At 53.4% G+C, this 26,834-nt stretch carries 24 protein-coding genes; 9 read left to right on the plus strand and 15 right to left on the minus strand.

Annotated features, from left to right (window positions below; all coding sequences use genetic code 11):
* Window positions 1–11 precede the first annotated feature (11 nt).
* The 3 genes from ACT3RT_RS15320 (at window position 12) to ACT3RT_RS15330 (ending at window position 3,229) form a co-directional block, all read left to right on the plus strand.
* Entirely contained in the window at window positions 12–467 is a 456-nt protein-coding gene (locus ACT3RT_RS15320; protein ID WP_353503676.1) for a sigma-70 family RNA polymerase sigma factor, read from the plus strand.
* Entirely contained in the window at window positions 464–1,261 is a 798-nt protein-coding gene (locus ACT3RT_RS15325) for an anti-sigma factor family protein (RefSeq protein ID WP_496203271.1), read from the plus strand. Before ACT3RT_RS15320 ends, ACT3RT_RS15325 begins: the two co-directional genes overlap by 4 nt.
* A 300-nt stretch (window positions 1,262–1,561) precedes the next feature.
* Window positions 1,562–3,229 (plus strand): malate:quinone oxidoreductase, encoded by a 1,668-nt coding sequence (locus tag ACT3RT_RS15330; protein ID WP_496203272.1) that lies wholly within the window; start codon window positions 1,562–1,564, stop codon window positions 3,227–3,229.
* 54 nt (window positions 3,230–3,283) lie between these two features.
* Here ACT3RT_RS15330 and cytX read toward each other — a convergent pair whose 3' ends face one another.
* Together cytX and ACT3RT_RS15340 are read right to left on the minus strand one after the other, a co-directional pair.
* Window positions 3,284–4,537: a putative hydroxymethylpyrimidine transporter CytX gene (cytX, locus tag ACT3RT_RS15335; RefSeq protein WP_496203273.1), complete on the minus strand. Its 1,254-nt coding sequence runs from the start codon at window positions 4,535–4,537 to the stop codon at window positions 3,284–3,286.
* Between the two features lie 220 nt (window positions 4,538–4,757).
* Window positions 4,758–5,414 carry a Qnr family pentapeptide repeat protein gene (locus tag ACT3RT_RS15340; RefSeq protein WP_496203274.1) on the minus strand — a complete coding sequence of 219 codons (657 nt, stop codon included), beginning with the start codon at window positions 5,412–5,414 and terminating at the stop codon, window positions 4,758–4,760.
* Between the two features lie 139 nt (window positions 5,415–5,553).
* Here ACT3RT_RS15340 and dcp point away from each other — a divergent pair, with 139 nt between their 5' ends.
* Window positions 5,554–7,716 carry a peptidyl-dipeptidase Dcp gene (gene dcp, locus ACT3RT_RS15345; RefSeq protein ID WP_496203275.1) on the plus strand — a complete coding sequence of 721 codons (2,163 nt, stop codon included), beginning with the start codon at window positions 5,554–5,556 and terminating at the stop codon, window positions 7,714–7,716.
* 99 nt (window positions 7,717–7,815) lie between these two features.
* On the opposite strand, the gene ACT3RT_RS15350 is transcribed toward dcp, so the two are convergent.
* Both ACT3RT_RS15350 and ACT3RT_RS15355 read right to left on the minus strand, forming a co-directional pair.
* Window positions 7,816–9,018, minus strand: a complete 1,203-nt coding sequence (locus ACT3RT_RS15350; RefSeq protein WP_485903063.1) for an MFS transporter — start codon at window positions 9,016–9,018, stop codon at window positions 7,816–7,818.
* Between the two features lie 122 nt (window positions 9,019–9,140).
* Window positions 9,141–9,794, minus strand: coding sequence for a TetR/AcrR family transcriptional regulator (locus ACT3RT_RS15355; protein ID WP_485903012.1), 654 nt, complete (start codon window positions 9,792–9,794; stop codon window positions 9,141–9,143).
* 148 nt (window positions 9,795–9,942) lie between these two features.
* Here ACT3RT_RS15355 and ACT3RT_RS15360 point away from each other — a divergent pair, with 148 nt between their 5' ends.
* Window positions 9,943–11,481 carry an MDR family MFS transporter gene (locus tag ACT3RT_RS15360; protein ID WP_485903013.1) on the plus strand — a complete coding sequence of 513 codons (1,539 nt, stop codon included), beginning with the start codon at window positions 9,943–9,945 and terminating at the stop codon, window positions 11,479–11,481.
* A 62-nt stretch (window positions 11,482–11,543) separates the two neighbouring features.
* On the opposite strand, the gene ACT3RT_RS15365 is transcribed toward ACT3RT_RS15360, so the two are convergent.
* A complete protein-coding gene (locus ACT3RT_RS15365; RefSeq protein WP_353503665.1) occupies window positions 11,544–12,356 on the minus strand; it encodes a Cof-type HAD-IIB family hydrolase in 813 nt (270 codons plus the stop codon).
* A gap of 180 nt (window positions 12,357–12,536) precedes the next feature.
* On the opposite strand from ACT3RT_RS15365, the gene ACT3RT_RS15370 reads away from it, so the two are divergent.
* On the plus strand, window positions 12,537–14,369 hold the full coding sequence (locus tag ACT3RT_RS15370) for an ABC transporter ATP-binding protein (RefSeq protein ID WP_485903014.1): 1,833 nt from the start codon (window positions 12,537–12,539) through the stop codon (window positions 14,367–14,369).
* Window positions 14,370–14,392: 23 nt separating this feature from the next.
* Here the strand turns inward: ACT3RT_RS15370 and ACT3RT_RS15375 are convergent, their stop codons facing one another.
* On the minus strand, window positions 14,393–15,514 hold the full coding sequence (locus ACT3RT_RS15375; RefSeq protein ID WP_496203276.1) for a GNAT family N-acetyltransferase: 1,122 nt from the start codon (window positions 15,512–15,514) through the stop codon (window positions 14,393–14,395).
* A gap of 27 nt (window positions 15,515–15,541) precedes the next feature.
* Entirely contained in the window at window positions 15,542–16,459 is a 918-nt protein-coding gene (locus tag ACT3RT_RS15380; protein WP_496203277.1) for a LysR substrate-binding domain-containing protein, read from the minus strand.
* 115 nt (window positions 16,460–16,574) lie between these two features.
* On the opposite strand from ACT3RT_RS15380, the gene ACT3RT_RS15385 reads away from it, so the two are divergent.
* Window positions 16,575–17,330 carry a metallophosphoesterase family protein gene (locus ACT3RT_RS15385; protein ID WP_496203278.1) on the plus strand — a complete coding sequence of 252 codons (756 nt, stop codon included), beginning with the start codon at window positions 16,575–16,577 and terminating at the stop codon, window positions 17,328–17,330.
* Window positions 17,331–17,380: 50 nt separating this feature from the next.
* Here ACT3RT_RS15385 and ACT3RT_RS15390 read toward each other — a convergent pair whose 3' ends face one another.
* A complete protein-coding gene (locus ACT3RT_RS15390; RefSeq protein ID WP_353504042.1) occupies window positions 17,381–18,016 on the minus strand; it encodes a carbonic anhydrase in 636 nt (211 codons plus the stop codon).
* Window positions 18,017–18,338: 322 nt separating this feature from the next.
* Here ACT3RT_RS15390 and msrA point away from each other — a divergent pair, with 322 nt between their 5' ends.
* A complete protein-coding gene (msrA, locus tag ACT3RT_RS15395; protein ID WP_353503660.1) occupies window positions 18,339–18,884 on the plus strand; it encodes a peptide-methionine (S)-S-oxide reductase MsrA in 546 nt (181 codons plus the stop codon).
* Between the two features lie 203 nt (window positions 18,885–19,087).
* Window positions 19,088–20,353 (plus strand): bifunctional tetrahydrofolate synthase/dihydrofolate synthase, encoded by a 1,266-nt coding sequence (gene folC, locus ACT3RT_RS15400; RefSeq protein ID WP_496203279.1) that lies wholly within the window; start codon window positions 19,088–19,090, stop codon window positions 20,351–20,353.
* A 61-nt stretch (window positions 20,354–20,414) separates the two neighbouring features.
* Here folC and ACT3RT_RS15405 read toward each other — a convergent pair whose 3' ends face one another.
* The 7 genes from ACT3RT_RS15405 to ACT3RT_RS15435 all read right to left on the minus strand — a co-directional run bounded on the left by ACT3RT_RS15405 (window position 20,415) and on the right by ACT3RT_RS15435 (window position 26,558).
* The gene (locus ACT3RT_RS15405; protein ID WP_353503658.1) at window positions 20,415–21,437 is read right to left on the minus strand and encodes a DapH/DapD/GlmU-related protein; all 1,023 of its coding nucleotides are present in this window, start codon (window positions 21,435–21,437) and stop codon (window positions 20,415–20,417) included.
* 295 nt (window positions 21,438–21,732) lie between these two features.
* Window positions 21,733–22,152, minus strand: coding sequence for a helix-turn-helix domain-containing protein (locus ACT3RT_RS15410; RefSeq protein WP_034793985.1), 420 nt, complete (start codon window positions 22,150–22,152; stop codon window positions 21,733–21,735).
* On the minus strand, window positions 22,149–22,460 hold the full coding sequence (locus ACT3RT_RS15415; protein ID WP_034793981.1) for a type II toxin-antitoxin system HigB family toxin: 312 nt from the start codon (window positions 22,458–22,460) through the stop codon (window positions 22,149–22,151). The genes ACT3RT_RS15410 and ACT3RT_RS15415 overlap by 4 nt, the downstream gene beginning before the upstream one ends.
* A 200-nt stretch (window positions 22,461–22,660) precedes the next feature.
* Window positions 22,661–23,110 carry a GyrI-like domain-containing protein gene (locus ACT3RT_RS15420; protein WP_496203280.1) on the minus strand — a complete coding sequence of 150 codons (450 nt, stop codon included), beginning with the start codon at window positions 23,108–23,110 and terminating at the stop codon, window positions 22,661–22,663.
* A 271-nt stretch (window positions 23,111–23,381) separates the two neighbouring features.
* On the minus strand, window positions 23,382–24,734 hold the full coding sequence (gene gorA / locus ACT3RT_RS15425; protein ID WP_353503656.1) for a glutathione-disulfide reductase: 1,353 nt from the start codon (window positions 24,732–24,734) through the stop codon (window positions 23,382–23,384).
* 193 nt (window positions 24,735–24,927) lie between these two features.
* A complete protein-coding gene (locus ACT3RT_RS15430; RefSeq protein WP_100936460.1) occupies window positions 24,928–25,770 on the minus strand; it encodes a 23S rRNA (adenine(2030)-N(6))-methyltransferase RlmJ in 843 nt (280 codons plus the stop codon).
* A gap of 185 nt (window positions 25,771–25,955) precedes the next feature.
* Window positions 25,956–26,558 (minus strand): histidine phosphatase family protein, encoded by a 603-nt coding sequence (locus ACT3RT_RS15435; RefSeq protein WP_485903021.1) that lies wholly within the window; start codon window positions 26,556–26,558, stop codon window positions 25,956–25,958.
* Window positions 26,559–26,834 lie beyond the last annotated feature (276 nt).

Here is a 26,834-nt window from a genome sequence, read left to right on the forward strand (position 1 = left end):
GGCGTTACGGCATGGTGTTGTCGCGAAAACGCGATGTGGCTGATGATTTAGTGCAATCGACCTGCGTGCGGGCGCTTGAGCGCAGCGCGCAGTTCGAAGAGGGCACGCGCATCGATCGCTGGTTATTTTCGATTTTGCATTCGATTTGGATCAACGAGCTTAGGGCGCAGCAAGTTCGTCAGGGACAGGGATTTGTGGATATTGATGACGTGAGCACCTCAAGTGAGTCCGGTGATTTTGAAAGCCGCCGCTGGCAATTGCAGGTGATGCAGCAGGTCGGCGGCTTACCCGAAGCCCAGAGAAACGCGGTTTTTCTGGTGTATGTCGAAGGTTTTACCTATCAAGAGGCCGCCAATACGCTGGCTGTGCCGGTGGGAACCATCATGAGTCGGCTGGCAACCGCCAGACAAACCTTGGCGAAATCCGCCGTGACGCCTTTCCAACCACAACAGGGAGAGAAAAAATGACGCAAGAACGTCTGCCGATCCCTTTCCCTGATGAAGTGCTGGTGGCCTGGCTCGACAATCAACTGAGCGAAGCCCAGCGCGAACAGGTTGCTCAGCGATTACAGAGTGACGAAGTTTTGGCCGATCGCCTCAATCAACTCTCTTACAGCAATCTGCCTTTCCATGAAGCCTATGAGCCTTTGCTGTCCGAAGCGCCAATTGCCAGCTTGCAGGCCCGGCTGGATGCCATTCCAGATCCCGTTAGTGCGCCAAAAGTTGCGAATAAACAGGGCGTTAGCCGTCGCCACCTGCTGGCCGCCGCGGTGAGTTTCCTTGCAGTAGGGATTGCCGTCGGGCGCTACGCCGTGCCTTTTGCCGAGCCTGAGCAAGATCTCGGCTGGCGCAATCTGGTCGCAGAATATATGTCGCTCTATTCCGCCGACACGCTGGCTGATATCAATGAATCTCCAGCACAGCAGCAGCAAGAATTGCAGCGAGTGAACGCCTCGCTGGGTACCAGCTTGACTCCTGCCAGCCTTGCCCTACAGGGCGCGACGCTGAAAAATGCCCGCCTGCTCAACTATGACCAGTACAACATTGCGCAGATAACTTATCTCGACGCCACCCACGGCCCGATGGCCCTGTGCATCACTCGCTCATCCCAGCGCGGCGACACCTCCCAGCAAAGTGAAATCCGCCGAGGTATGAATGTTATTTATTGGCGCGCCAAAGGTTTTAACTACATGTTAATTGGACATAATCCTGCCGACCAAATGGCACTGCGCGGACAAATATTGTTGAGTGCGCTGAGTTGAAACTAACTTATTAATTTCCATAAGAAACTACTTTGCTGAATTAGTTTAATAATTAAAGTTATTTTTAGCTGACGTAGCGTTAATGTTACATTGGTTGCGAAAGGTCGATATTTGGAATATCTAGCAACAACAATGTGTGTTTAATTTGTTAACACATTCCGCAGTAAATAAAACCCTTTCATTCTGTCAGGGATAATCGCTTATCTCTGTACGCATCAGGTTATTGATTTCACCAACTACAATGAAATCTGGGCATTTTTCACCTGAAAGACAAAACTAAACTTAAGAGATACAGACGTCATGAGAAAGTTACTCGTCATGATCCTCTGCCTTAACGCTATGGCGCTAACCCCGCGCGCGTTTGCGGCAGAAGAAGAAAAATCCGTCGATGTGTTACTGATCGGCGGAGGAATCATGAGTGCCACTCTGGGTACTTACCTCCAGGAACTTGAGCCAGACTGGTCGATCAACATGGTCGAGCGTCTTGATGGCGTTGCTGAAGAGAGTTCTAACGGCTGGAACAACGCCGGTACGGGCCACTCGGCATTGGCTGAGATGAACTACACGCCGGAAAAAGCCGACGGTTCAATCGATATCTCCAAGGCAGTCGAAGTCAACGAAGGTTTCCAGATTTCCCGCCAGTTCTGGTCTTACCAGGTTGAGAATGGCGTTCTGCACGACCCACGTTCCTTCATCAACAGCGTGCCGCACATGAGCTTTGTATGGGGCGACGCCAACGTCGACTTCCTGCACAAACGCTACTTGGCTCTGCAAAAAAGCACCCTGTTCCGTGGTATGGAATACTCTCAGGATCCAACCAAAATTAAAGAGTGGATCCCACTGGTCATGGAAGGTCGTGACCCGAACCAGAAAATTGCTGCGACCCGCATTCCAATTGGTACTGACGTTAACTTCGGTGAAATCACCCACCAGTTAGTGGCATCGCTGCAGAAAAATCAAAACTTCTCCCTGAGCCTTGGCCACGAAGTCCGCGACATCAAACGCAACCCAGACAACACCTGGAACGTGACCGTCGCTGACCTGAAAAACAACGGCAAAGAGAGCGTTGTGAAGGCTAAATTCGTGTTTATCGGTGCTGGCGGCGCGTCCCTGACCCTGCTGCAAAAATCCGGTATTCCAGAAGCTGACAACTACGGCGGCTTCCCGGTTGGCGGCCAATTCCTGGTGACTGAAAACCCAGAAATCGTAAACCGTCACTTGGCGAAAGTGTATGGCAAAGCCTCTGTTGGCGCGCCTCCGATGTCCGTTCCACACTTGGATACTCGTGTTTTCAACGGTAAACGCGTTCTGCTGTTCGGACCGTTCGCGACTTTCTCCAGCAAGTTCCTGAAAAATGGTTCTCTGTGGGATCTGTTCGGTTCCGTGAACTTCTCTAACATCGGCCCGATGACTGACGTCGGTATCGACAACTTCGATCTGGTTAAATACCTGATTAGCCAAGTTATGTTGAGCGACAACGACCGTTACGAAGCGCTGAAAGAGTACTTCCCAGACGCGAAGAAAGAAGACTGGAGACTGTGGACTGCGGGCCAACGTGTTCAGATCATCAAGAAAGACCCGAAAGAAGGCGGCGTACTGCGTCTGGGCACCGAAGTGGTTAGCTCTAAAGATGGCAGCATCGCGGCGCTGTTAGGCGCATCACCGGGCGCATCAACTGCGGCTCCAATCATGCTGCACCTGATGGAAACCGTGTTTAAAGATAAAGTTGCTACCCAAGAATGGCAAACCAAACTGAAGCAGATCATTCCTTCATACGGCACCAAACTGAACGGCAACGTGGAAGCGACCGAGAAAGAATTGGGCTACACCAGCCGCGTTCTGCAACTCGACAACCCAACGCCAGCAGCCCAACCTGCTGAGCAGGCACCGGCGGCAGAAGCTGCTCCGGCTCCACAGGGCAATACCGAGAAGAAAGAACAGAAACAACCAGCCGATATCGCGCTGTAAGTTACGTTCTCTTCTGATGCATGAAAACCGCCTTTAGGGGCGGTTTTTTTATGCTTACGCTTTACGCCCCAACCCCCAGCAAACCAGTGCGGCAACCAACAGTGACGGTAGCGTAGCCCCGACGTCGGGCAGGAAATGCGCCATCAGGTGATACACCGCGATACCTATTACCCAAGCTGCAAGCGAGCGCATATTCAGGTCGTGGTGAGCGTGGCGGCGCAAAATGAAGTGATGAGTCAGCACCACGCCAAACAGTGGCGCAAACACCGAGCCAATCAGTAGCAGGAAGTTCTCATACTGGGTCAGCGGCACGCTCCAGGCGATTAGCGTACACAGCAGGCCAATCCCCAGCGTCAGTTTGCCGATGCCAATAGGCAGCGAGGTGCCGGCGGACACCGCCGCCGAGTGAATATCCGCGAAGGCATTTTCATGTTCGTCGACCAAAATCAGCAATAGAGGAATGCCCAAGGCGACGCCCGAAAGGGCCAGCAGAAGGGCATTGGCGTCAGCCGAGTTGGTGACGAAAGCCAGCGTGTAGGCCACGCCGAGCGACATCATCCAGCAGCTGCCAAGGAAATACCCGCAGGCCGTTCCCCAGAAATTTTGCCGCGCCGATTTGCCAAAGCGGGTGTAATCCGAAACCAGCGGCAGCCATGAAAAGGCCATCGACACCACGATATCGCAGGCCAGCGCGAACGGCATCGAACCGTCTCCGGCTTTGTGCCACAGGGCGGCGAGGTCAGCGTGCTGGAATAGATAAACCGTCAGCCACGCGCAGCTTGCCATCAGCAGCCAGATACCCCAGCGGCGTAGTACTACGCGAATAAATGCCAGAGGGCCGCTGGCCGCCAGCAGTGTCGCCACCGCGCCAAAAATAAAGGTCCACAGGGTCGAATTCGCCCAAGGCGTGCCGCTTCCCCAAGCTCGCTGGGCCAGCAGGCTTGCTGCATCGCGCATCACCACGATTTCAAACGCGCCCCAGCCGACCAGCTGTATCAGGTTAAACAGCACCGGCAGGGCAACGCCGCGCTTGCCGAGAGTCAGCCGCAGCGAGGCCATCGACGACAGCCCGGTCTGCCCGCCAATCACGCCGACCAGCGCCAATAGCGCCACGCCCACCGCGCTGCCAAGCAAAATGGCCGCCAGCGAACCCGCCAGCCCAAGGCCCGGCGCCAGAATCGCGCCCGCCTGCAGCACCATCAGACCCATGCCGAGCGAGAACCACAGCGAGAATAAATCAGACCAGCCGAGCACCCGAGACTTCTCAGGAATCGACGTTTGAGGCGAGTAAATACTATTATCTTTCATGGGGTTAATTTCGTTATCACAGCGAACGGCTGTTATAGCATATCTGCTGTGGGTTCAGATGACAGAGGGGGAGGAAACGCACTTTTCGGTGCTATTAGCATTTTCTCTAAGGAAGAGTTGTCTGAGGAGGCAGTTGTCAACCGTAAGTTGACAACTGCGATGGACGGAAAAGAGTACTTAACCCAGCTTTATGCATTGTCTTGACCATTCCCCCCACCCCCTACTTAGAATGAATCACAATCACCCCGAGCTTCTCCAGCAAATGGCTTTGCTGCCAGTCGTCGATTTTCGCGCCGTCGAGATCCACCATGCGCAGGTTGAGTTCGCCGAGGTCTGAGTTGGTCAGGTCGCAGTGGGTGACGTTAATGTCATTCCAGTTGAATTCGGTGAATTCGCCGCCGGAAAGGTCGGAGCCACTGAGGTTTGCGCCGCGCAGATTGGCGCCGCTCCAGCGGTTTTCCCACAGTTCACATTTCTCCAGCACCACCTTGCTGAAATTGGTGTAGCTGAAGTTGTTTTTGGTGAGAAAGGCGCTGCAAAACCAGCTGCGAGGGGTGATCATATTCATGAAATTAGCCCCGGCAAAGTCTGCGCCGGTCGCTTTGCATTCGCGCATTTCCAGCCCTAACGCCTGAATATATTTGAAATCCGCCATGGTCAAATCGCAGTGTTTAAAGCTGGCATCTTTCATTTGGGCGTTCTGGAAAGAGCAGCCTTTCTGGTTCTCATCATCATAAAAGCTGCAATTGAGGAAGGCGGTGTCGCTCAGATCTGCGCCGTCAAAACGGCATTGCAGAAAGCGGCAATCCTCTAAAATTTCACCGGTGAATTGCAACTGGCTGATGCGTTTCTGAATGAAGATCTGTTTTTTTATCATGAGAGTTACCTGTAATTATTTACAGGTGTTATAACCTATGAACAGCAGAATTCACAATAATCTCATCACGATTTTGCTGATCCAGCGAGCTGTTACTATGCTCAAGGACTTAACGGAAATTAGGCAAAGGAACCCTTCAATGCGTCTTTCAAACCTCTTTTTGGCTATTAGTTTGGCATGCAGCTCGTACGTGGCAGTGGCGGAGACCCCTTCCACGGCGACCTCAAAGCAGGAAAATGTCATGAACAGTCCCGAACAAACGGTAAACCCTTTCTTTGAACGCAGCCCGTTGATTTATCAGGCTCCGCAGTTCGACAAATACAAAGAGAGTGATTACGCCCCGGCGATTGCCGAAGGTATTAAACAGAAGCTGGCTGAAGTCGATAAAATTGCTAATGACACGGCGCCGCCAACCTTTGAGAACACCTACGTGGCGCTGGAGAAATCCGGCGTGCTGCTGACCCGCGTATTGAGCGTGTTTGATGCGATGACCTCGGCCAATACCACTGACGGCCTGCAGAAAATTGATGAAGAGACCTCGCCAAAACTGGCGGCAATGTCGGACAGCATTCACCTCAACAGCAAGCTGTTTGATCGCCTGAAAACGGTTTACGAGCAGCGTAATTCCTCAAAATTAGATGCCGAGTCCCAGCGGCTGATTGAAGTGACATATAAAGATTTCGAGCTGGCGGGTGCCAACCTGTCTGATGCCGATAAAGAAAAACTCAAGGCCCTGAACCAGCAGGCGGCGACGCTCAGCACTCAATTCACCAATAAGCTGCTGGCGGCCAGCAAGGCGGGCGGGCTGACGCTGAAAGACCAGAAACAGCTGGCCGGTTTGAGCGAGGCCGAGCTTTCAGCTGCGTCTCAGGCAGCAAAAGATCGCAAGCTGACCGACGCGTGGCTACTGGTGTTACAGAACACTACCCAGCAGCCGTTGCTTCAGCCGTTGGAAGACCGCGACACCCGCAAAGCACTCTATGAGGCGTCGATTAATCGTGCCGAGCACGGCGATGCAAACGACACGCGCCAGCTGATTTCCAAGCTGGCGAAGGTCCGCGCCGAGCAGGCGCAGATCCTGGGTTTCCCTTCTTATGCTGCATGGAAATTGCAAAACCAGATGGCGAAAACGCCGCAGGCCGCGCTCGACTTCATGCATAAAATTGTTCCAGCCGCTACTGCTCGCGCTGAACGAGAAGCACAGGACATTCAGACGCTAATTGATAAGCAAAAAGGCGGCTTCAAGCTGGCGGCATGGGACTGGCAGCACTATTCCGAGCAGGTGCGCAAAGAGAAATATGACCTCGACGACGCGCAGATCAAACCCTATTTCGAGCTGAACAATGTGCTGGAAAACGGCGTGTTTTATGCTGCCAACCTGCTCTACGGGGTGACTTTCAAAGAGCGCCATGACCTGCCGGTTTATAACCCTGACGTGCGGGTGTTCGAGGTGTTCGACAAAGATGGCCAATCCATGGCGCTGTTCTACGCCGATTATTACCAGCGCGATAACAAAGGCGGTGGTGCGTGGATGAGCAATTTCGTCGATCAGTCCAAGCTGTTTGGCACCAAGCCGGTGATCTATAACGTCGCCAACTTCCAAAAACCGGCGGATGGAAAACCTGCGCTGCTCTCTTGGGACGAAGTGATCACCATGTTCCACGAGTTCGGCCACGCGCTGCATGGCCTGTTCGCCGACCAGCAGTATCCAAGCCTCTCCGGAACCGCGACGCCGCGTGACTTCGTCGAATTCCCATCGCAGTTCAACGAGCACTGGGCGAGTGATCCGAAAGTCTTCTCCCACTTCGCCAAAAATTACCAAACCGGCGAGGCCATGCCGCAGGCGCTGCGCGACAAAATCGAGAAAGCCAGCAAGTTCAATAAAGGCTATGAGATGACCGAGTTGTTGGCCGCTGCGCTGCTCGATATGCACTGGCACAGCCTGAGCGCCAGTGATCCAGAGCAGGACGTGGACAAGTTCGAAGCGGCCTCGCTGAAGAAAGACAATATCGATCTAGCCTATGTGCCGCCGCGCTACCGTTCCAGCTACTTCCAACACATCTGGGGCAATGGCTACGCCGCCGGTTATTACGCCTATCTGTGGACCGAAATGCTGGCCGATGACGCCTTCGCGGGTATCGAAGAGCAGGGCGGGCTGACCCGTGAAAACGGGCAGAAATTCCGTGACAAGATCTTGTCTCGCGGCAATAGTGAAGATCTCGAAAAACTCTATGAAACCTGGCGCGGTAAGGCTCCTTCTATTGAGCCAATGCTGATAAATCGTGGGTTGAAAGAGGAGTAATGGATGGAAGGCCCGGAGTTATTTCTGGGCCTTTTTTTGATCTTGAAAAAACAATAAAATCAAAAGATTGTTTCTTTAATCTGCGGCGGCGAGACTTTATTAAACCGCCTCCCGCACCGCCAGCCTATGCCCTAGCCAGAAGAACAGCAGGCCGGTGGCGGCGGAGGCAATGAGCGCGATAAACATCACCGATGGGGCTGCGTAACTGAGCAGGAAACCACAGAGGACGGGGTTGATGGCCCCGCCGAGGTTGCTCAGGTTTTGCATGCCGTAATAGCTGCCTTTCATATTGTCCGGCGCAATAAAGTCGATGAACATATATTCCGCCGGAATGACGATTAGCTCGCCGAAGCTGAAAATCGCCATCGCAATCACCCAAATCAGTACCGACGGCCCAGCCAGCATAAAGCCTGCCAGTCCAATCATGAAAAATACTGTGCCGAGGAACAGCCATTTGAGCAGGGTGGCCTGGCGCATGCGGCTGCTAAGGGCATACTGAAAAACAATCACAATCAGGGCGTTAGTGATCATCACCGCGCCGATCACCTTGTAGGCGAACACGGCGTCGGAGGTCAAAATCAGGTATTGCGAGAGGTAGCCGGTGAACTGGCCGAAGACAATCGAACCCAGCGTGCTGCCAAGGGTGAAGTAAATCAGGCGGCGGTCGTGGGCCAAAATACTCAGGGTTTGGCGCAAGTTCGGCTTTGGTAGCGGCTTCTGTTCGATTTCCGCCTGTGCCGGGCGATTGGGGATATTGCGAATGCCCCAGCTCAGGGTGATCACCGTGACCAGTGCCAATCCGCCGGAGATCAAAAACGGCAGCATTGGGCTAAAACCTGCCAGCCATACGCCAAGGGAAGAGCCGACCGCCCAGCCGACGTTAATCAGCGTGTAGTTCATTGAAAAGGCTTTCACCCGCTTCTCCACGGGTAACCAACTGGCAATACAGGCTTTTAGGGTGATACTCAGTAGCGCGTATGAGGAGTTGAGCAGCGCCAGTACCACTAGCACGCCAGTGATAGAGGGCAGGACCGGCAGCAGGAAAAAGCTGAGTGAGAAGAAGCTTATCGAGGCGGCGATCAGCGTTCGATGGTTAAATTTATCCACCAGATAGCCGCCGTACAGGCTGCTGAGGATGCCCAGGGCCAGACTAGCCCCCATTATCACGCCGACGCTTTTGGGCAGCAGATGATAATGCTCGGTAAGATAAATGGTGATGAAGGGTAGCGTGATGCCACGCCCGATGGTGAGAACCAGCGAGCTGGCGAGTAAAGCGAGAATAATCGGCGGCATTCCCTTCATTTTTTTAACGTTCATCCTTCAAATTTTTAACATCCAGACCAAACACTCTACTCTCATCTCGAGCATTTTTTGTGTCGTAAAAAAGTTAAAAATGAAGGTATTACGCATATAAAATGCTGCGTTTATTCCTTATTTTGGGGTGCAATGCCGCGAAGTAATAAGGAGGCGACGTGGCGGGATAAATCCTCGGCCGTCAGCTTGGTTTTTCCCGCGATACGCTGGTTTTGCATGGCGGCAATCGGCAACAGCGTCAGGCCAAATAGAGAGAGAAAGACCAACTCTGGCTCGATATCAGGATTGAGATAGCCCTGTTTTTGCCAGCCCAACATGCACTGGTGAACCGCTTTTTTTTCATTGTCTCCAAAACGCGCGTCCATCCGCTCTTTCAGCAAACCGCTCTCGCTGAGCACTTCGCGTATCCACAGCGGCGCAAACCAGGAGTGCTTGACGGAAATATCGATAAAACGCTGGGCCAGCGCGGTAATGGCTGCCACAGGGTCATTGGGATGCGCTTCAAACAGGCTGCCCACCGAGGCGCGAGCCGGCAGAAAACGCTCGTCGATCAGCACGTCCAGCAGCTGTTCGCGGGTATTGAAGTAGTAATGCAGCATGGCGGAAGTGACGCCAGCCTCGCGGGCAATGGCGCTCAGCGGGGTTTCGGCAATGCCTTGCTGGGCAAACATTTTCAGGGCGGTATCCAGCAAAAGGTCGCGTTTATCGGCGCTTTTACTGGTGCCTGCCGGTCGGCCCGGGCGACGCGGTTGTTTCTCTGTCATGACTTTCCCTGAGAGGTGTAGGTGGATTCTGATTAAGACGTTTTACCACTTTTTGACGGCGATATATTCACTTTGATCCATTGACCAGATGATTGAGTTTCTCATATATTAATTATCCAGTTAATTAATTACAAGTCAGACTCCTTTTATGACACTAGAGAATCAATCCAGCCTGATCGGTGACGGACAAGCAGTGAAAGCCCCGGTGGCGCAGAGCCAGCCCTCTTTCCGCATTGTCTTTTTTGCGCTGATGATGGCAATGCTGCTGGCGGCGTTAGACCAGACTATCGTTTCTACCGCGCTGCCCACCATTGTCGGCGAGCTGGGCGGTCTGTCCGACTTGTCTTGGGTGGTCACGGCTTACCTGCTGGCATCGACCATCGTAGTGCCGCTGTACGGCAAATTTGGTGACCTGTTTGGCCGCAAAATCGTGCTGCAAACGGCGATCATTGTGTTTTTGGTCGGCTCGGCGCTCTGTGGTCTGGCGCAGAATATGACCGAACTTATCCTGATGCGTGCCTTGCAAGGGCTGGGCGGGGGCGGCCTGATGGTGGTTTCCATGGCGGCGGTGGGCGACATTGTTACTCCCGCCGAACGCGGTAAGTATCAGGGCTTTTTCGGCGCCGTATTTGGGCTGGCGACGGTGGTCGGGCCGCTGCTCGGCGGCTTCCTGGTGGAGCACTTCAGCTGGCGCTGGATTTTCTACATCAACCTGCCGTTGGGCATTGTGGCGTTGCTTATCATCGGTGCGGCATTCCAGTCGCGGGTAGAGCGCGTTAAGCATGAGATTGACTACATTGGCGCGGCGTATTTGGCGACCGCGCTGACCTGCATCATCCTGTTTACCAGCGAAGGCGGCACTGTATTGTCATGGTCAGACGGCCAACTGTGGTGCATTTTGGCCTTCGGGTTAGTCTCGGTGGGCGGCTTTATTTACGAAGAGCGGCTGGCGATTGAACCCATCATTCCGCTGCATTTATTCCGCCAGCGCACCTTTATGCTGAGCTGCTTGATTAGCTTCATCATTGGTATGGCGCTGTTCGGCTCGGTGACTTTCCTGCCGCTCTATTTGCAGGTGGTGAAAGACTCGACGCCGTCCGAAGCGGGGATGCAGATGCTGCCGCTGATGGGCGGGATTATTTTTAGTTCGATTCTTAGCGGGCGGATTATCAGTAAGACCGGCAAGTACCGTATTTTCCCGCCAGTCGGCACCTTGCTGGCCTTTATCGGCATGATGCTGCTGGGGTCCATGAAGCTCGACGCGCCGCTGTATACGCTTTATCTCTATATGGCGATGGTGGGTCTGGGTATTGGGATGGTGATGCAGGTGCTGATCCTCGCCGCGCAAAACAGCGTCGAGCTGAAGATGATTGGCGTGGCGACCTCCAGCACCACGCTTTTCCGTTCCATTGGCGGCTCGATTGGCGTCGCCGGGTTTGGCGCGGTCTTCACCCACGTGCTGCAAAACAAGTTGGAAGCGCTGATCCCCTCTGGTACCCAGTTGCCCCGGGCATTAGGAGCAAAGGCCGTGCACGAACTGCCGCCGACCATCCGCGAGGACTATTTCCAAGCCTTTGGCTCGGCGATCCACTCGGTGTATCACATCGCCGCGGCGGTGATGATTGTCGGGTTCGGGCTGGCGTTGATGATGAAGGACGTGCCGCTGCGCGGGAAAGTGTCGAGATAAAACTGTGCTGCACCTCCCCTGAAAGGGGAGGTATCAAACCCAGAACCGCCACACTTCCTCAATCAGGCAAAAGGTTTCTCGTGCTTGATAATCTTATCAATCACATCCAACACCCCTTCCTCATTGTTCGACCCAGCGACGTAATTGGCGGCGGCGGTTGCCGAGGCCATGGCGTTCGACATTGAGAAGCCAAACCCGGCCTGTTGCAGCATTTCGATGTCATTGCCGCCGTCGCCGAAGGTGACGACTTCGCTATCGTCGATGCCCCACAGCTCCTGCAAAATGCGCAGCCCGTTGGCTTTATGGCGGCCGGGAATGATCAGGTCGGCAGAGCCGTGGCCGCTGGAAACCGGGGTGACAATATGGCCCAGCTCGCGGTCAATGGAAGTCATCAGCTCCGCCAGATGCTCGTCGGAAATATTCAGGGCGAATTTGAAAATGGTGTCGTTGATTTCGCTGGTGCTGTCGATTTGAATCAGGTGATGGTAAAAACGTTTCATCTTCTGGTAAAAATCTTCAGGGCGGGACGCGTGAATATAGGCGCTGTTCTTGCCGCAAATTACCGTGCGCACGCCGGGAATTTCATGCAGGAAATTGAGGATTTTCTCGACGGACTCGGCAGGGATTTCCGCCACTGACACGTCCTGCCCTTCATTTACAATATAAGCGCCGTTCTCAGCGACAAAGGCTATCTCAGAGGCGATTTCAGGGAAGAAGGATTTAAGCTGGAAATATTGGTTACCGCTGGCGACGACGAATTTAATACCCTGCTGTTTTAATTGGGTATATTGCGACAAAAAACGCGTTTTGTTGTATTTTTTATCATCATCGAGAAACGTGCCGTCCATATCCACTGCGATTAACTTTACTGACATAAATCCCTCTCGTTGCGCTCAAAATGTAACTTTCATCATAAAAGCTATCGTGTAAAGGTCAAACGAAATGGCCGCCGAAAAGGGTCTACGCTTATAGCTTGTTGCACGTCACCAATGCCAATTCACCGGCGAAATATCAGGGCAGGACAGCTCTGACAAATATAACTTCAGAGGTTCTCTATGTTGTACCGCCGTTTTGAACGAATTATTGATATCTTCCGCAAGGCGCCAGCGGACGCGCCACCCGACAAAGTGGGCGCTTTCTATCTCTATTATTTGCGTCAGGTTTGGCCGATGTTCGCCGCGCTGCTGGTGGTCGGGCTGGTGGCGTCATTAATCGAAGTGGCACTGTTCAGCTATCTCAGCCGTATTATCGATTTAACTAATAGCACGCCTCCGGCGCAGTTCTTCAGCTTGCACGGGCCGGAGCTGCTGTGGATGGCGGCGGTGGCGCTGATCCTGCGTCCGGTCTTCTTCGGGCTACATGACCTGCTGGTGCATCAGACGATCAGTCCGGGCATGACCAGCATGATCCGCTGGCAAAACCACAACTACGTGCTGCGCCAAAGCCTGAACTTCTTCCAGAACGATTTTGCCGGGCGTATCGCGCAACGCATTATGCAAACCGGTAACTCATTGCGTGACTCGGCGGTGCAGGCGGTGGACGCCATCTGGCACGTGCTGATTTACGCGGCCAGCGCCCTGGTGCTGTTCGCCGAAGCCGACTGGCGGCTGATGATCCCGCTGATTATCTGGATTCTGGGCTATATTGCCTGCCTCTACTATTTCGTGCCGCGCGTGAAGGCTCGCTCGGTGGAGTCCTCCGAGGCGCGTTCCAAACTGATGGGCTGCATTGTCGACGGCTACACCAATATCACCACGCTCAAGCTGTTTGCACATACCGACCTCGAGCAGCAATACGCCCGCGATGCCATTACTGAGCAGACCCATAAAACTCAGATGGCCAGCCGCGTGGTGACCAGCATGGACGTAGCCATCACCACCATGAACGGCCTGCTAATTGTCGGGACTACGGGTCTGGCGGTGTGGCTGTGGACCCAGTCGCTGATTAGCGTCGGGGCTATTGCCCTGGCGACCGGGCTGGTGATCCGCATTGTTAACATGTCCAGCTGGATCATGTGGGTGGTGAACGGCATTTTCGAAAATATCGGCATGGTTCAGGACGGGCTGAAGACCATCGCCCAGCCGATCAAAGTGAGTGATAAGCCGGACGCAAAACAGCTGGACGTTCACAGCGGAGAGATTCGTTTCGATCAGGTGAATTTCAACTACGGCAAAGAGCGTCAGGTGATTGGCGGGCTGAATCTGAATATTCGTCCGGGCGAGAAAATTGGCCTAATCGGGCCGTCGGGTGCCGGTAAATCGACGCTGGTGAACCTGCTGCTGCGACTGTATGACATTGATGGTGGGCGGATTTCTATCGACCAGCAGGATATTTCTCAGGTCACGCAGGAGAGCCTGCGGGCGCAAATTGGCATGATCACTCAGGACACGTCGCTGCTGCACCGCTCAATTCGCGACAACCTGCTGTATGGCAGTCCGGACGCCACTGATGACGATATTTGGCAGGCGATTCATCGCGCCCGCGCCGATGAGTTTATCCCCGAACTGTATGACCCGCAGGGCCGTTCCGGGCTGGACGCTCACGTCGGCGAACGCGGCGTGAAGCTCTCCGGCGGCCAGCGCCAGCGTATTGCCATTGCCCGCGTGTTACTGAAAAACGCGCCGATTTTGATTCTGGATGAAGCCACCTCGGCGCTGGATTCCGAGGTCGAGGCGGCGATTCAGGAAAGCTTCGAAGATCTGATGCAGGGCAAAACGGTGATCGCCATTGCTCACCGCCTGTCGACCATCGTCAAAATGGACCGTCTGGTGGTACTGGAGAAAGGCAAAATTGTCGAAGCCGGCACCCACGCCGAGCTGCTGGCGCACAACGGCCTGTATGCCCGCCTGTGGCAGCATCAGACCGGGGGCTTTGTCGGCACCGATTAATATCTAGTTTGAAAACGACACCGTCAGGCTTTGCGATAAGGCAGAGCCTGACGTGCTTCCTCCTCCCACTGCAACACCGCCGCGCGCTCCTCTTGCAAGAAATTCTCCACCGCAGCCTGTAACCCGCCGTGGCGTAAATGGTGCCACGAATGGGTGATCACCGGCTCAAAGCCGCGCAGCAGCTTGTGTTCGCCCTGCGCCCCGGCGTCAAACCGCGCCAGCCCTTTGGCAATCGCGTAGTCCATCCCCTGATAGAAACAGGTTTCGAAATGCAGCCGGTCGAACTCCGCCAGACAGCCCCAGTAGCGGCCATAAAAGGTGTCGCCGTCCACCAGACTAAATGCCATTGCCACCGGCTGGCCGCCGAGGGTGGTGAGGACGACACGCAGGCTCTGCGGCATACGTTCGGCCAGCAGGCTGAAGAATTCCCGCGTCAGATAAGGCGCACGGCCGCGCACCAGATAGGTATTGGCATAGCAGGTGTAGATGAAATCCCACTGCGCTTCAGTGACCTGCGCGCCCTCCAGCCATGCAAATTCAAAGCCCTGAGCCGCCACCAGTTCGCGCTCTTTGCGCATCTGTTTGCGTTTGCGCGAAGCCAGCGTGTCGAGGAAATCCTGAAAGTCGCGATAACCGCGATTGTGCCAGTGATACTGCAAGCCGGTGCGCTGTAGCCATTCGCCTCGGCCAGCAAACAGCCCATGATTGCCCGCGTCGGTAAAGTTGATATGCCCGCCGGAGAGCTGCTGCTGGGCTAAATAGTCCGGCAGTTGGTCGAGCAGTTGCGCGGCGGCGGCGGGGTCGCCCAGCAGGCGGGCGCCGGTCACTGGGCTAAAAGGCACCGCGCCGAGCCACTTGGGGTAATAGCGAATTCCCGCGCGCTCGCTGGCTTCCGCCCATCCCTGATCGAAAACATATTCTCCGGCGGAGTGCATTTTGCGGTAGCCGGGAATGGCCGCCAGACAGTTTTCGCCTTCCATCCACAGCAAGTGCTCCGTCTGCCAGCCCGTGCGCGGCGTGATGCTGCCACTCTCTTCCAAAGCAGAAAGAAAGGCGTGACGCTGGAAGGGCTGACCGGCGGGCACCATGGCGTCCCACTGCTCGGCGGGGAAATCGGCCAGACGGTTCAACGCGGTAATGGGCATGGCAATTCTCTCTGTCTTGGTAGCGAATTAAGGTTTTATCGGGTGGCCCTGCGGGTCAATCAGGGCGTCATCAAACTGCATCGACTCGGCAAAGCTAATGAAATTCACAATCGCCGGGGTTCTTTCCCACTGGCGGAACAGCATCACAATGCACGAGGGGATCTCCGGCGGCTGAATCGACCGGTAGACCACGCCGGGCAGGGAGATCACTCTCGACAGGCTGGCCGGGATCACGGCGATGCCGACGTTAAAGGCCACCTGCGCCAGTACGTCCACCAAGCCACCCGACGGATACTGCTGGCGAATCGAAAAGCCGCCGCGCCGCGCCACTTCGTGCATCCCTGAGGTCTGTTCGGCCATCACGAAGGCTTCTCCTGCCAACTGCAGAGGAGCAATGGGCTCGACAGCGTCCGCCAGCGGGTGAGAGGCGGGGAGCGCGAGGCAGAAATTATCTCGCTGGAGGGCGCGCATTTGCAGGCCGTCCGGCAGCGGCGTTGGGCCACGGACCAGCGCCACGTCCAGCGAGCCGTCGAGTAAATCCTGCGGCAGCGACACCATCGGCCTCTCGGAGGTCAGCAGCGCGATTTGAGGCCGCTGCTGCTTGTATTCGCACACCAGCTGGCCGAGCAAGCCTGACCACAAAGCTGAACCCACGTAGCCCAGCGCTACCTGCCCAATCTCACCCCGCGCGGCGCGCAGTCCGGTGTCCAGCGTGCGCTGTGCTTGCAGCAGAGTGGCGGCAGCTTCGTGACGAAATAATTCCCCAGCTTGGGTCAGATGAACAGCGCGTTTTGTGCGCACGAACAGCGGGGTGCCGACCATCTCTTCCAGTTGCTTGATTTGCACTGACAGCGTGGGGGCCGCGATATTCAGACTCTCAGCCGCCGCGGCGAAATGCAGCTGGTCGGCCACCGCCATAAAGTAGCGCAAATGTCTCAGCTCCACGGCATTCCTCCTAATAATTAGTCTTTACCTAATTATTCTAACGATCCTGATGATTGAAGTTAACAGCCTACGATCGCATCGTATTGCGATAGTTTGAGAAAAATGGAAACAAAAAATGATCAGGCAAATTGCCGTTTTTAGTGATGTACACGCCAACTTGCCGGCGTTAAAGGCCGTGCTGGAAGATATTGATGCGCGACGCATCACCGAGATTTACTGCCTTGGCGACTTGGTAGATTTTGCCCCTTGGCCGAACGAGGTGATTGAGCTGCTGCGCCAGCGCCAAATTCCCACGGTGATGGGCAATCATGATGACCGTGTGGCATTTGACCGCCCGGTGACGCCAATGGCAAAGCACTCGCCGCAAGAGCGCGAGGCGCGAGTAGAAGCTATCGCGCTGAGTAAAGCGACGATTAGCGCCGAAAATATGGCCTACCTGCGCGATTTACCCTTTAAGCGGCAGGTAGTGCTGGGGGAGGGAGATAAGGCAAAAAGCCTGCTGTTGGTGCATGCCAGTGCTAACGCCATTCACGAATATATCTATCAAGATCATAGTCCAAGCGCGTTAGCCGACATGTGCGCGGCCAATCATGCCGATGGTATGCTAATGGGCCACACGCATTGTGCCTATCTCCGGCAGCTCGCGACGGCGAGTGGGAAAAGCGTATTAATTGGCAATACCGGCGCCACCGGGCGAATAAAATTGGGGCAGCCTTTGGCAACCTATATGATCTGTACTTGGGAAGAGGGTGATATTTCAGCAGAGATTGTGGCATTGGAATATAACGTGGTGGAAACGGCATCGGCCATTATTCATAGCCCAATCCCTGATTTCTACGCGAGGGAGTTAATAACTCACTCCCTCGGTTGAACCTGCTGAAATAATAAGTCACCTTGCAAGGTGACTTATTAAATGGCGAATTAGGTCGCCGTCGCTTCAGGATTGTCAGACAGTGAGATAAAGGTCTTGGTCTTGCTGTCGAATGCTTCAATCGAGCCAGACTCGATATCATAAACCCAGCCGTGCAGGTTCATTTGGCCCTTGGCTAATGCCAGCGCCACGCAAGGGTGGGTGCGCAAGTTACCCAACTGGGCGATGACGTTTTCATGCACCATGCCGTTAACGCGCGCTTGGGAAGTTTCATGCCCGGCGGAGTCATTGATGGCTTTCGCCGCATCCGCATAGCGCAGCCAGTGGGCCACGGCAGGCATGTGGTCGAGGCAGGAGCAGTTTGCCACGGCGGTCATTGCGCCGCAGTCTGAGTGACCGCACACCACGATATCGCGAATGCCGAGCGCCATCACGGCGTATTCGACGGTGGCGGACACGCCGCCAGGCTCAGGCCCAAAAGGTGGCACGATGTTACCTGCGTTACGAATAACAAACAGTTCGCCGGGCTCACGCTGGGTGACTAATTCCGGAACTAAACGGCTGTCGGAGCAGGATATAAAAAGGGTCTTAGGGTTTTGATTAGATGCGAGCTTTTTGAAAAGCTTAGAACGCTGTGGGAATGCGTCTTTTTGGAATCTTAAAAAACCTTCAATTACGTCTTTCATCATGAATTCCATATATATTAATTGCAGCGATGTTGCCACGAAAAACAGGGCAAATCAATCAGTGGCGAATATGTGTAATTATATGTCATTAACTGCATGGCCCGTCGCCGATTAATATCAGGATTTTCCTGATATTTTACTCTATTATTATCCATAAGAAGGTTGTGGCTTATTTGCGGTATAGCTTGCAGCAGGGTTTGCGCAATGCTCGCGGCACTTTTCGCGCAGCCATTCCGCCCTTTTTCTGTTGTTATTCCTTTATGAACGCTGAACGACTAGTCTTATGACATAAGAGGTCGTATCCCAATGTGAAGGAGTCTGTATGACAATCGAATATGCCGTCTTCGGTGGTGGGTGTTTCTGGTGTACCGAAGCCGTTTTTAAAGACGTGATTGGTGTCGAATCGGTTGAGAGTGTCTACACCGGTGGCCGCCGTCCAAACCCAACTTACGAGCAGGTATGCAGCGGCGCGACGGGTCACGCAGAAGCCATTCGCGTTGGCTTTGACCCAGAGAAACTGAGCTACGGCGACCTGCTGGATATCCATTTCGTGACCCATGATCCGACCCAGTTGAACCGTCAGGGCAACGACATCGGCACGCAGTATCGCTCGGTTTTATTCCCGGCAGATCAGCACCAGCAGGCCGAAGCCGAGGCTGCTATTCAGCGCGCCCAGGCCGACAACAGCCAGCCGGTGGTCACCACCATCGAGCCACTGGGTGAAGTCTATGTCGCCGAAGATTACCACCAGAACTACTGGGACGGCGCGGGCCAGCGCAATGGTTACTGTCTGGCAGTGATCCCTCCGAAATTGCAAAAGCTGCGTAAGAGCTATGCGGCTAAGGTGAAATCTCTGCAACAGCCGTGAATTTTTTTCGCCTAATGGCGTGAAAAAGCCGTAATGTGAAATTTATTAGCGCGCCCGTGGGGAAACCTACCGGCGCGTTTTTTCATTGTGAGAAAACATTTCACTCATGTTGTTGGGCAGGAGGACATGTTGTATAAACTTTCTGCTCTATAGGGTTTATAAAATATAAAAATTGAAGATTACTTATCCGAGGAAAATATAACATGAGTGAAAAAGTCGGTGTTCCACAGGCAACTTCCGATTTGCATGACTGGCTGTCCTATATTGATAGTCTCCACTCGCAAGTTATAGATATGAGTCTTAATAGAATTAAAGCGGTGGCTAATACTTTAGAGGTATTAAAACCTGCGCCATTTATTTTTTTAGTGGGTGGCACCAATGGCAAAGGCACCACCTGTCACACGCTGGAAAAAACGCTGCAACTCTCCGGCTATAAAGTGGGGGTGTTTAGCTCGCCTCACATGATCAATTACACCGAAACCGTGCGCATTCAGGGTAAAGAGCTGGCCGGAAGCGAGCACGTTGCCGCCTTTGTTGCCATTAACCATGCCCGTCAATACACTACGCTCACGCCATTTGAATTCAACACCTTAGGTGCTTTCTGGCTGATGAAGCAGGCGCAGGTGGATGTGGCGATTATCGAAGTTGGTATGGGCGGGCGTGATGACGCGACCAATATCATCGAGCCAGACATTTCGGTGATAACCAACGTTGCGCTGGACCACGAAGACTGGCTGGGCAAAGACACCGAGGCCATCGGCGAGATCAAAGCCGGTATTTTCCGCGCCGGTAAACCTGCCATCATTGGGCAGGCGAGCGCGCCCGCGTCGCTGCTGGCCTACGCTCAGAAAATTGGCGCGGTGACCCATCAGCGCGACGCCAATTGGCAACTCGACGTAGAAGAAAATAAATGGTCATTCAGTGATGCCGCAGGCCAACTGACTGACTTAGCCATTCCTAAAATGCCGCTGGAAAACGTGGCGACAGCAATTGCCGCTCTGCGCGCCAGTGGATTAAATTTCACGCCTGCCGCTCTGCAAGAGGTTATTCTTCACGCCAATTTACCGGGTCGTTTCCAAATTATTGGCAATAGCCCAACCACTATTTTAGATGTCGCGCATAACCCGCACGCGGCGGCTTATTTAGCGGAAAGATTACGCAAATTCCCAATTAAGGGAAATTATCGTTTTGTTATCGGCATGCTTATTAATAAAGATATCAAAGGTACTGTCGACCATTTAAAAACTTTATCTGATAAATGGTATTGCTGTGGAGTGCAGGCCGGGCCGCGAAGCACTAAGCCGGAAGATGTCGCGCAATATTTACCTCAGGCGCAAAAATTCGCCGATATTTTGGCGGGCTGGGAAGCCGCAAAACGCGATGTGCAAGAAGGGGATGTGATTGTGGTCTGTGGGTCATTCTTCTCCGTCGCGCCGGTGTTGAATGCGTTGAACTTAGAGTCTGAATAAACAGTTTGCCAGAATAAAAACGCCCGCAGGTTGAGATGCCTGCGGGCGTTTTTGCTTCTAATCACTCAGCGAATGTCTGCCAAACATCATCTGGAACATAGGTCGGGTTCTGCCCCGAGCGATGCAATGTCGGTAATAACAGGCTTTGCTCTCCGGGGCGATCTACCACTTCAACCGTCCCCGTGGTCGCGTTTCTGCGGAACAGCAAGTTTGACTTGCCGGCCAGCGTAATGGCTTTCACCGTGCTGCCGTCGGCTTTGGTTACCGGCAGGCCAGCGGTGATATACAGACCGGCTTCCACCGCGCAGTTATCTCCCAACGAAATACCCACCCCGGAGTTGGCGCCCAATAGACAGTTGGCGCCAATCGACACCACGTGCTTCCCGCCACCCGAGGTGCTGCCCATAATCGAGGCACCGCCGCCGATGTGCGAACCGCCCTGAATAGTGGCGCCAAGGCTGATGCGCCCTTCGACCATGCAAGGCCCGAGGGTGCCGGAGTTCATGTTGCAAAAACCCGCCGAAGAGACAAAAGTACCCGGCGCCAGATAAGCCCCGAGCATGATTTTGTTGGGATCGAGCAGGTAGACGTCGGTGGCTGGCACATAATCGACCATGCGCGGCAGCCTGAAAACGCTATACACCGTCGGCCTGCCCGGCGTGTTTCTGCTGACTTTTTGCAACTCTTTCAGCTGTTGCGGCAGGCAGGGGCCGTGAGAGGTCCAGGCCACATCGATCAACAGCTCGGTAAAACCGGCGAGGTTGGCCTGCCACGGCTTAATTTTGCGCTGGCTCAGCAAATGCAGGCGCAGGTACAGGTCGTGCAGGTCGCGGGGGGGCTGACGTAAATCAGCAATGGTGGTGTGGATGGCAATGCTTCGCACCCGACGCATTGTGTCGTGGTCCGGCGTTGCTAATTGGAATTGTGTTTGTGCTTCACTGGCGGAAAGATAACGTGTTTCTGAAATTTCTGTCACCGACTGCAAAGTTGTTTCGGCAAACCAACTATCCAGTACTACTCCATTCTCGGCAACCGTTGCAAGGCCGTGTCCGCTGGCCCCTTGTGCAACATAATTGTCTGTCATGTCTTTTCGTTCTTGTGGTGAAAATAACGGAATTCACAAAATGGCAGGTTCGTCACAAAGAGAGAATAGGGCGCGATTAAAGAATTATGTAATCAGATGTGAGTCATGGATTTTTATCAAAAAATGGAACTTAAAACGATTTTTCGCCACGCTTTCGCCACTATTTTAATGATTTTAACGGTTGGGGGCGGTAAAGTTGATTTTTGCCTTATAAGAGCAGATTAGCTTTACGAATTAGCTACCCCCTTTAATCTGCTCGCCAATAAAAACCCCCGCTAAGAAGCAGGGGCATTTTTTAGTCTTCGTTGACGAATATCGAAACAGGCAGATTGAAGCGTTTTGCCAGCGCTTTCATGTGCTCCACCGTTAAATTCCTGTCGCCATTCAAAATGCGACTGACTAATGAGCGTTGGCCAATTTCATTCTCAAAATCGCTCTGCGTGAGTCCATACTGATCCATTAAAACGCGTAACATGGAAACGCCCGGAGGCGTGGCCGCCAGCAAAGCGTTAAATTCAGCAAAATCGGGCGACTCATTTTCATAACGATCGATTTTGGCCGTTAACATCTCAATGAGCGGGTTGCTTGGATCAAATTCTACAAGGTACTCAGCAAGCTCAACGGCTTCTTTATAGTCAGCCTTAGACGTGCTGCCTCCTAAGAGAGGTACAATGCTAACCAACTGTTGTGAGGCTTTGATTGCTTCGCTAATCATGCTGGGTTCTCCCGATATTTCTTCACTAACTTATCGTATTCAGCGTGAGTGGATATTGATTTGATGAACAACCGCCCGTATTCAAAGTCAGCGAAGAACATTAACCTGAGGTTATTGCCGCCTACATCAACTACCCACCACTTATCTCTGTACTTCATCCTATCCAGACTGGGAAAAACCTCCCTCATCTCATCTGGATCACTAAAATTTCCTCGCTTGAACGCTCTGTAGACATCATTTAGCGCTTTAGCATCGTTGGGAAACTTTTGTGCTGCTTCATCAAATGGTCCCTTTGATACAACGTGCATGGCTCACTCCCTGTTCCAACTTGGAAACATGATAGCGCACTTTTTATACGTTTCCAAGTTGGAACATGTGTGGCTGAGCGATGCCTCACGTTGCTACGCAAATCTCGCCCTCAATCCTCTTTTACAAAGTCTACAAATACGTGGGTTTTCTGCGAGCAAATAATAATCCCCAACACATCGGGGATAATTATTTATGGCACCTATTTCACCGCAATATAAATACTAATACTTTGTTCACCCGAGTAATATTCAAAGTCAGTAGTATAAGCCCGCTGATATTGAGCTTCTTCGCTCTGGAAATAACGCCAGACTTCGCCCCATAAATCGATACAGGCTTGCGGCAATTCACCTTCGGCAGAGAAGACCAGATAATTACCCTCTTGAATCTCTACGGCTTCCAACCCAGAGTCGTCTTGTGTGGAAAGCGTATTCGCTGCGGCATAGACATCAAAGCTGCCATTGAAATCTGACTCATACCCCGAGTAAACCCCATAAACTTTCGATGTGGGTTGCAAGCGAGGTGCAGCCTGCGCGAAAAACTGCTGCCACAGCGGGCCGATTTTTGCGGTTTCAGCCTCCCTCTCATCCTGATTTTTTGTCCGTGTCTTAAAACCAAATACCGTAAATTTTTCAATCTGTTGGGTCTGCATATTCATTCCTTTATTGCACGGAGATAAAGTGAAACCAAAAGCAGATGATGACTTTTAAAATTATGGAAAGGAAGTGGGTAGAGCGTTGTGGGCCACGGCCTACAGCCGCCGTCGATTTGTCCCATTCTTTCCCATTATCTTAAGAATAATATAGAAGCTGCTTGCTGTGTTTTGCCCGCCCTGTCGGCGGGCTTTTTTATTCTCAATATCCCAAAAACAAAAAAGCCGCAGAGATAAACCTGCGGCTTTTAATTAATTCCAGATTGAGTAATTAACGCATGGTCACGAACTCTTCAGCACCTGTTGGGTGAATCGCTACGGTGTTATCGAAGTCTTTCTTGGTGGCGCCCATTTTGATGGCTACCGCGAAGCCTTGCAGCATTTCGTCCATGCCGTAACCGATGCCGTGCAGGCCAACGATTTTCTCTTCTTTACCCACGCAGACCAGCTTCATGCGGCACGGCTGGCGGTGCTGGGTGACGGCGGTGTACATCGCGGTGAAAGCAGATTTGTACACTTTCACATTGTCCGCGCCGAATTTCTCAATAGCTTCCGGCTCGGTCAGGCCCACGGTGCCGATGGCAGGGTGGCTGAAGACCACGGTCGCGATGTTGCTGTAGTCCAGATGCTCGTCCGGCTTGTTGTTGAACAGGCGCTCGGAGAGACGACGGCCCGCCGCAACGGCGACTGGCGTTAGCTCGACGGCACCGGTGTTATCACCCACCGCGTAAATGCCTTTAACACTGGTGTTCTGGAACTTATCGACGATGATGTAGCCTTTGTCGTTAGTTTTCACGCCAGTAGCTTTCAGATTGAAGTTGTCAGTCTCTGGCTCACGGCCAATCGCCCACACCAGGCTGTCGACTTCAAACTCTTTGCCATTTTCCAGTTTCAGGGTCAGGCTGCCGTCGGCATTTTTGACCACTTCTTTTGGAATCGACTCTGTATGCAGCGCCGGGCCTTCGGTGTTCATCACTTCAACCAGCGTTTCAACGATCAATGGATCGAAAGTACGCAGCGGCGCGTGTTTACGCACGAACAGGTGAGTTTCTGCACCCAGCGCGTTCATCACGCCAGCAATCTCAACCGCGATATAGCCTGCGCCCACAACCGCAACGCGTTTTGGCATTTCAGTCAGGTCAAAGAAACCGTCTGAGTCGATACCGTATTCCGCACCCGGAATGTTCGGGTGGCTAGGGCGGCCGCCGGTGGCGATCAGGATGTGATCGGCAGTGATCTTCTCGCCGTTAACTTCCACAGTGTGATCGTCGATGAAGCGAGCAAAGCCGCGGATCACGTCCACTTTATTTTTACCCAGCACGTTGTCGTACGAGGTGTGAATACGGTCGATGTAGGCAGTACGGTTGGCGACCAGCGTCTTCCAGTTGAAGCTGTTGACCGTGGTATCGAAGCCATAATCTGGGCCGTAGTTACGGATTGCTTCAGCAATCTGCGCCGCGTGCCACATGACTTTCTTCGGAACGCAACCTACGTTGACACAGGTGCCGCCAAGCTCTTTTGCTTCGATCAGCGCACATTTTTGCCCATGCATGGCGGCACGGTTAATTGATGCGATACCGCCGCTGCCGCCGCCAATTGCCAGATAGTCATAATGTTTAGTCATCGGTTAGTCCGTTAGAGAAAGTGAATGGGCCTCAATGGGCGTCATGAATCTTAAAAAATTGCCTAAGAGTTTAACGTGAGAATTCGCTTTGTCGCAAAGGTTGCATCAATGATTGTAATAGGTGTGGAACGTTTTGATAGCCAGAGCCTTGGGGGAGGCGGCTCTGGCCAGGGGAGAGTGAGGCTGGCAGAATTTACTCTGGCACCACCCATTTCACCAACTGGTGGCCCGTGCCCGATGGCACCAGCGTTTCCAGCAGCCACGGCAGCACGTTGTTCATCTGCTGTTCCAGCTTCCACGGCGGGTTAATCACGATCATGCCCGAGGCGGTCATACCGCGCTGGTCACTGTCCGGACGCACACCCAGCTCGATTTGCAGAATGCGGCGAATGCCGGTGGCTTCGAGGTCGCGCAGCATCTTCTTGATTTGCTGACGCATGACTACTGGATACCATAGCGCGTAGGTGCCGGTCGCGAAGCGTTTGTAACCTTCCTGAATGCCTTTCACCACGTCCTGATAATCGGTTTTCAGCTCGTAAGGCGGGTCCATCAAAATCAAACCACGGCGTGACTGTGGTGGAAGTTGGGCCTTCAACTGCTGGTAGCCGTCTTCGCGCACGACGCGGGCGCGGTTGTCTTTCTGGAACTCACTGCGCAGCAGCGGGAAGTCGCTCGGGTGCAGTTCGGTCAGGTGCAGTTTGTCCTCTTCACGCAGCAGCTGGCGGGCAATCAGCGGCGAGCCGGGGTAGTAGCGCAGGCTCTCGTTGCGGTTGAAATGCTTGATGGCCGACATATAGGCCGCCAGTTCCGCAGGCTGATCTTCACGCTGCCAAATACGCGCGATGCCTTCCAAATATTCGCCGGTGCGCTCGGCGTGTTCGCCACTCAGCAGGTAGCGACCAGCGCCCGCGTGGGTGTCGAGATACAGGAAAGGTTTCTCTTTTTCTTTCAGAGATTCAATGATCAGGCTCTGAACGGTGTGTTTCAGGACGTCGGCGTGGTTGCCAGCGTGAAAACTGTGGCGGTAACTCAACATAGGTTTTACGTTTCCGAATAATGAATGTAGACAGTAAAATCAGTGGGTTACCGAAAGTTTATACTGTACTGGGAATGTGAAGAAGGCGGCCAGCTGTCGCGACGCGCCTTGAATGGGGCTTAGTATAAACTGTCTGGCGAAGAAATTGGCAAAAGCCTTACCTCATCGCCAGCGGCTTGGACAGATTAGGAGGCGTTCGGGCAGGTGTCGGACACGCCGTTCAGGTTTTCCTGCTCGATTTTAAAGGTCACTTTTGGCGTCGCGGCGGACTTATCTAAGGTCAGGATAAAGATGCTGTCGAAATCCTTGCCCGGCCACTCCGGCACCACGCTTGGGTCACCGCCGTTCTCTTTGACGATATTTTTCACGATTTTGTCGAGGTTCTTGTGCTCCCAGGAGACAAAAATCTTCGCGTCTTTGTACTTATCGTCCTGCAACTCTTTGGTTACGCCGTCAACGTCGTCGGCGTGAAACTGAATATTGATTGGCTGGTTGAGGCGCACGGCGGTGGGCATGATGGTGGAAAGCGGGCGCAGTGAGTTACCCAGCTTTTGCTCTTTCGGGCCTGCGGCAAAAATGTGGTCAGGATTGCCATAGCGCGGCAATAACACGCCCGGCAGCGCCAGTGCGCGGTTCAGCCCTTTGCAGGTCAACTGGCCGCTACTGCTCGCCGGTTTTTCGCCGTGACGGACAAAAATCAGCGTTTCTTGCGCGCTGGCCATCTGACTGGTCATCACCAGCGAGAGCAGGCCAGCGGCCAACATTCCTAACTTCATCGCTTTCATCATTTTATCCTTTGCTCTGTTTTTGTTGATTTGAGCACATCCTAACCCGGGCCCAAAGCCGGCGCGAATGCCAGCTGGCTTAATTTTCGTTACCGGTTGAAACAGCCTACATCTCTTCCAGCCATTGATTTTCGCCGAAACTGGCCTCATGTTAGAAATTACGCCATTTTTATTGCAATTCGAATTTATGACTGACGCGCGAAGACGCCAAATACCGCGCCGCGCATCAGACCCAAGGCGATAAGCGCACGACGCTATCGCCCTTAGCGACACAAAAAG

Source organism: Ewingella sp. AOP9-I1-14 (genome assembly GCF_052375995.1).
In the GTDB taxonomy this organism is placed as follows: Bacteria; Pseudomonadota; Gammaproteobacteria; order Enterobacterales; family Enterobacteriaceae; genus Ewingella; species Ewingella allii.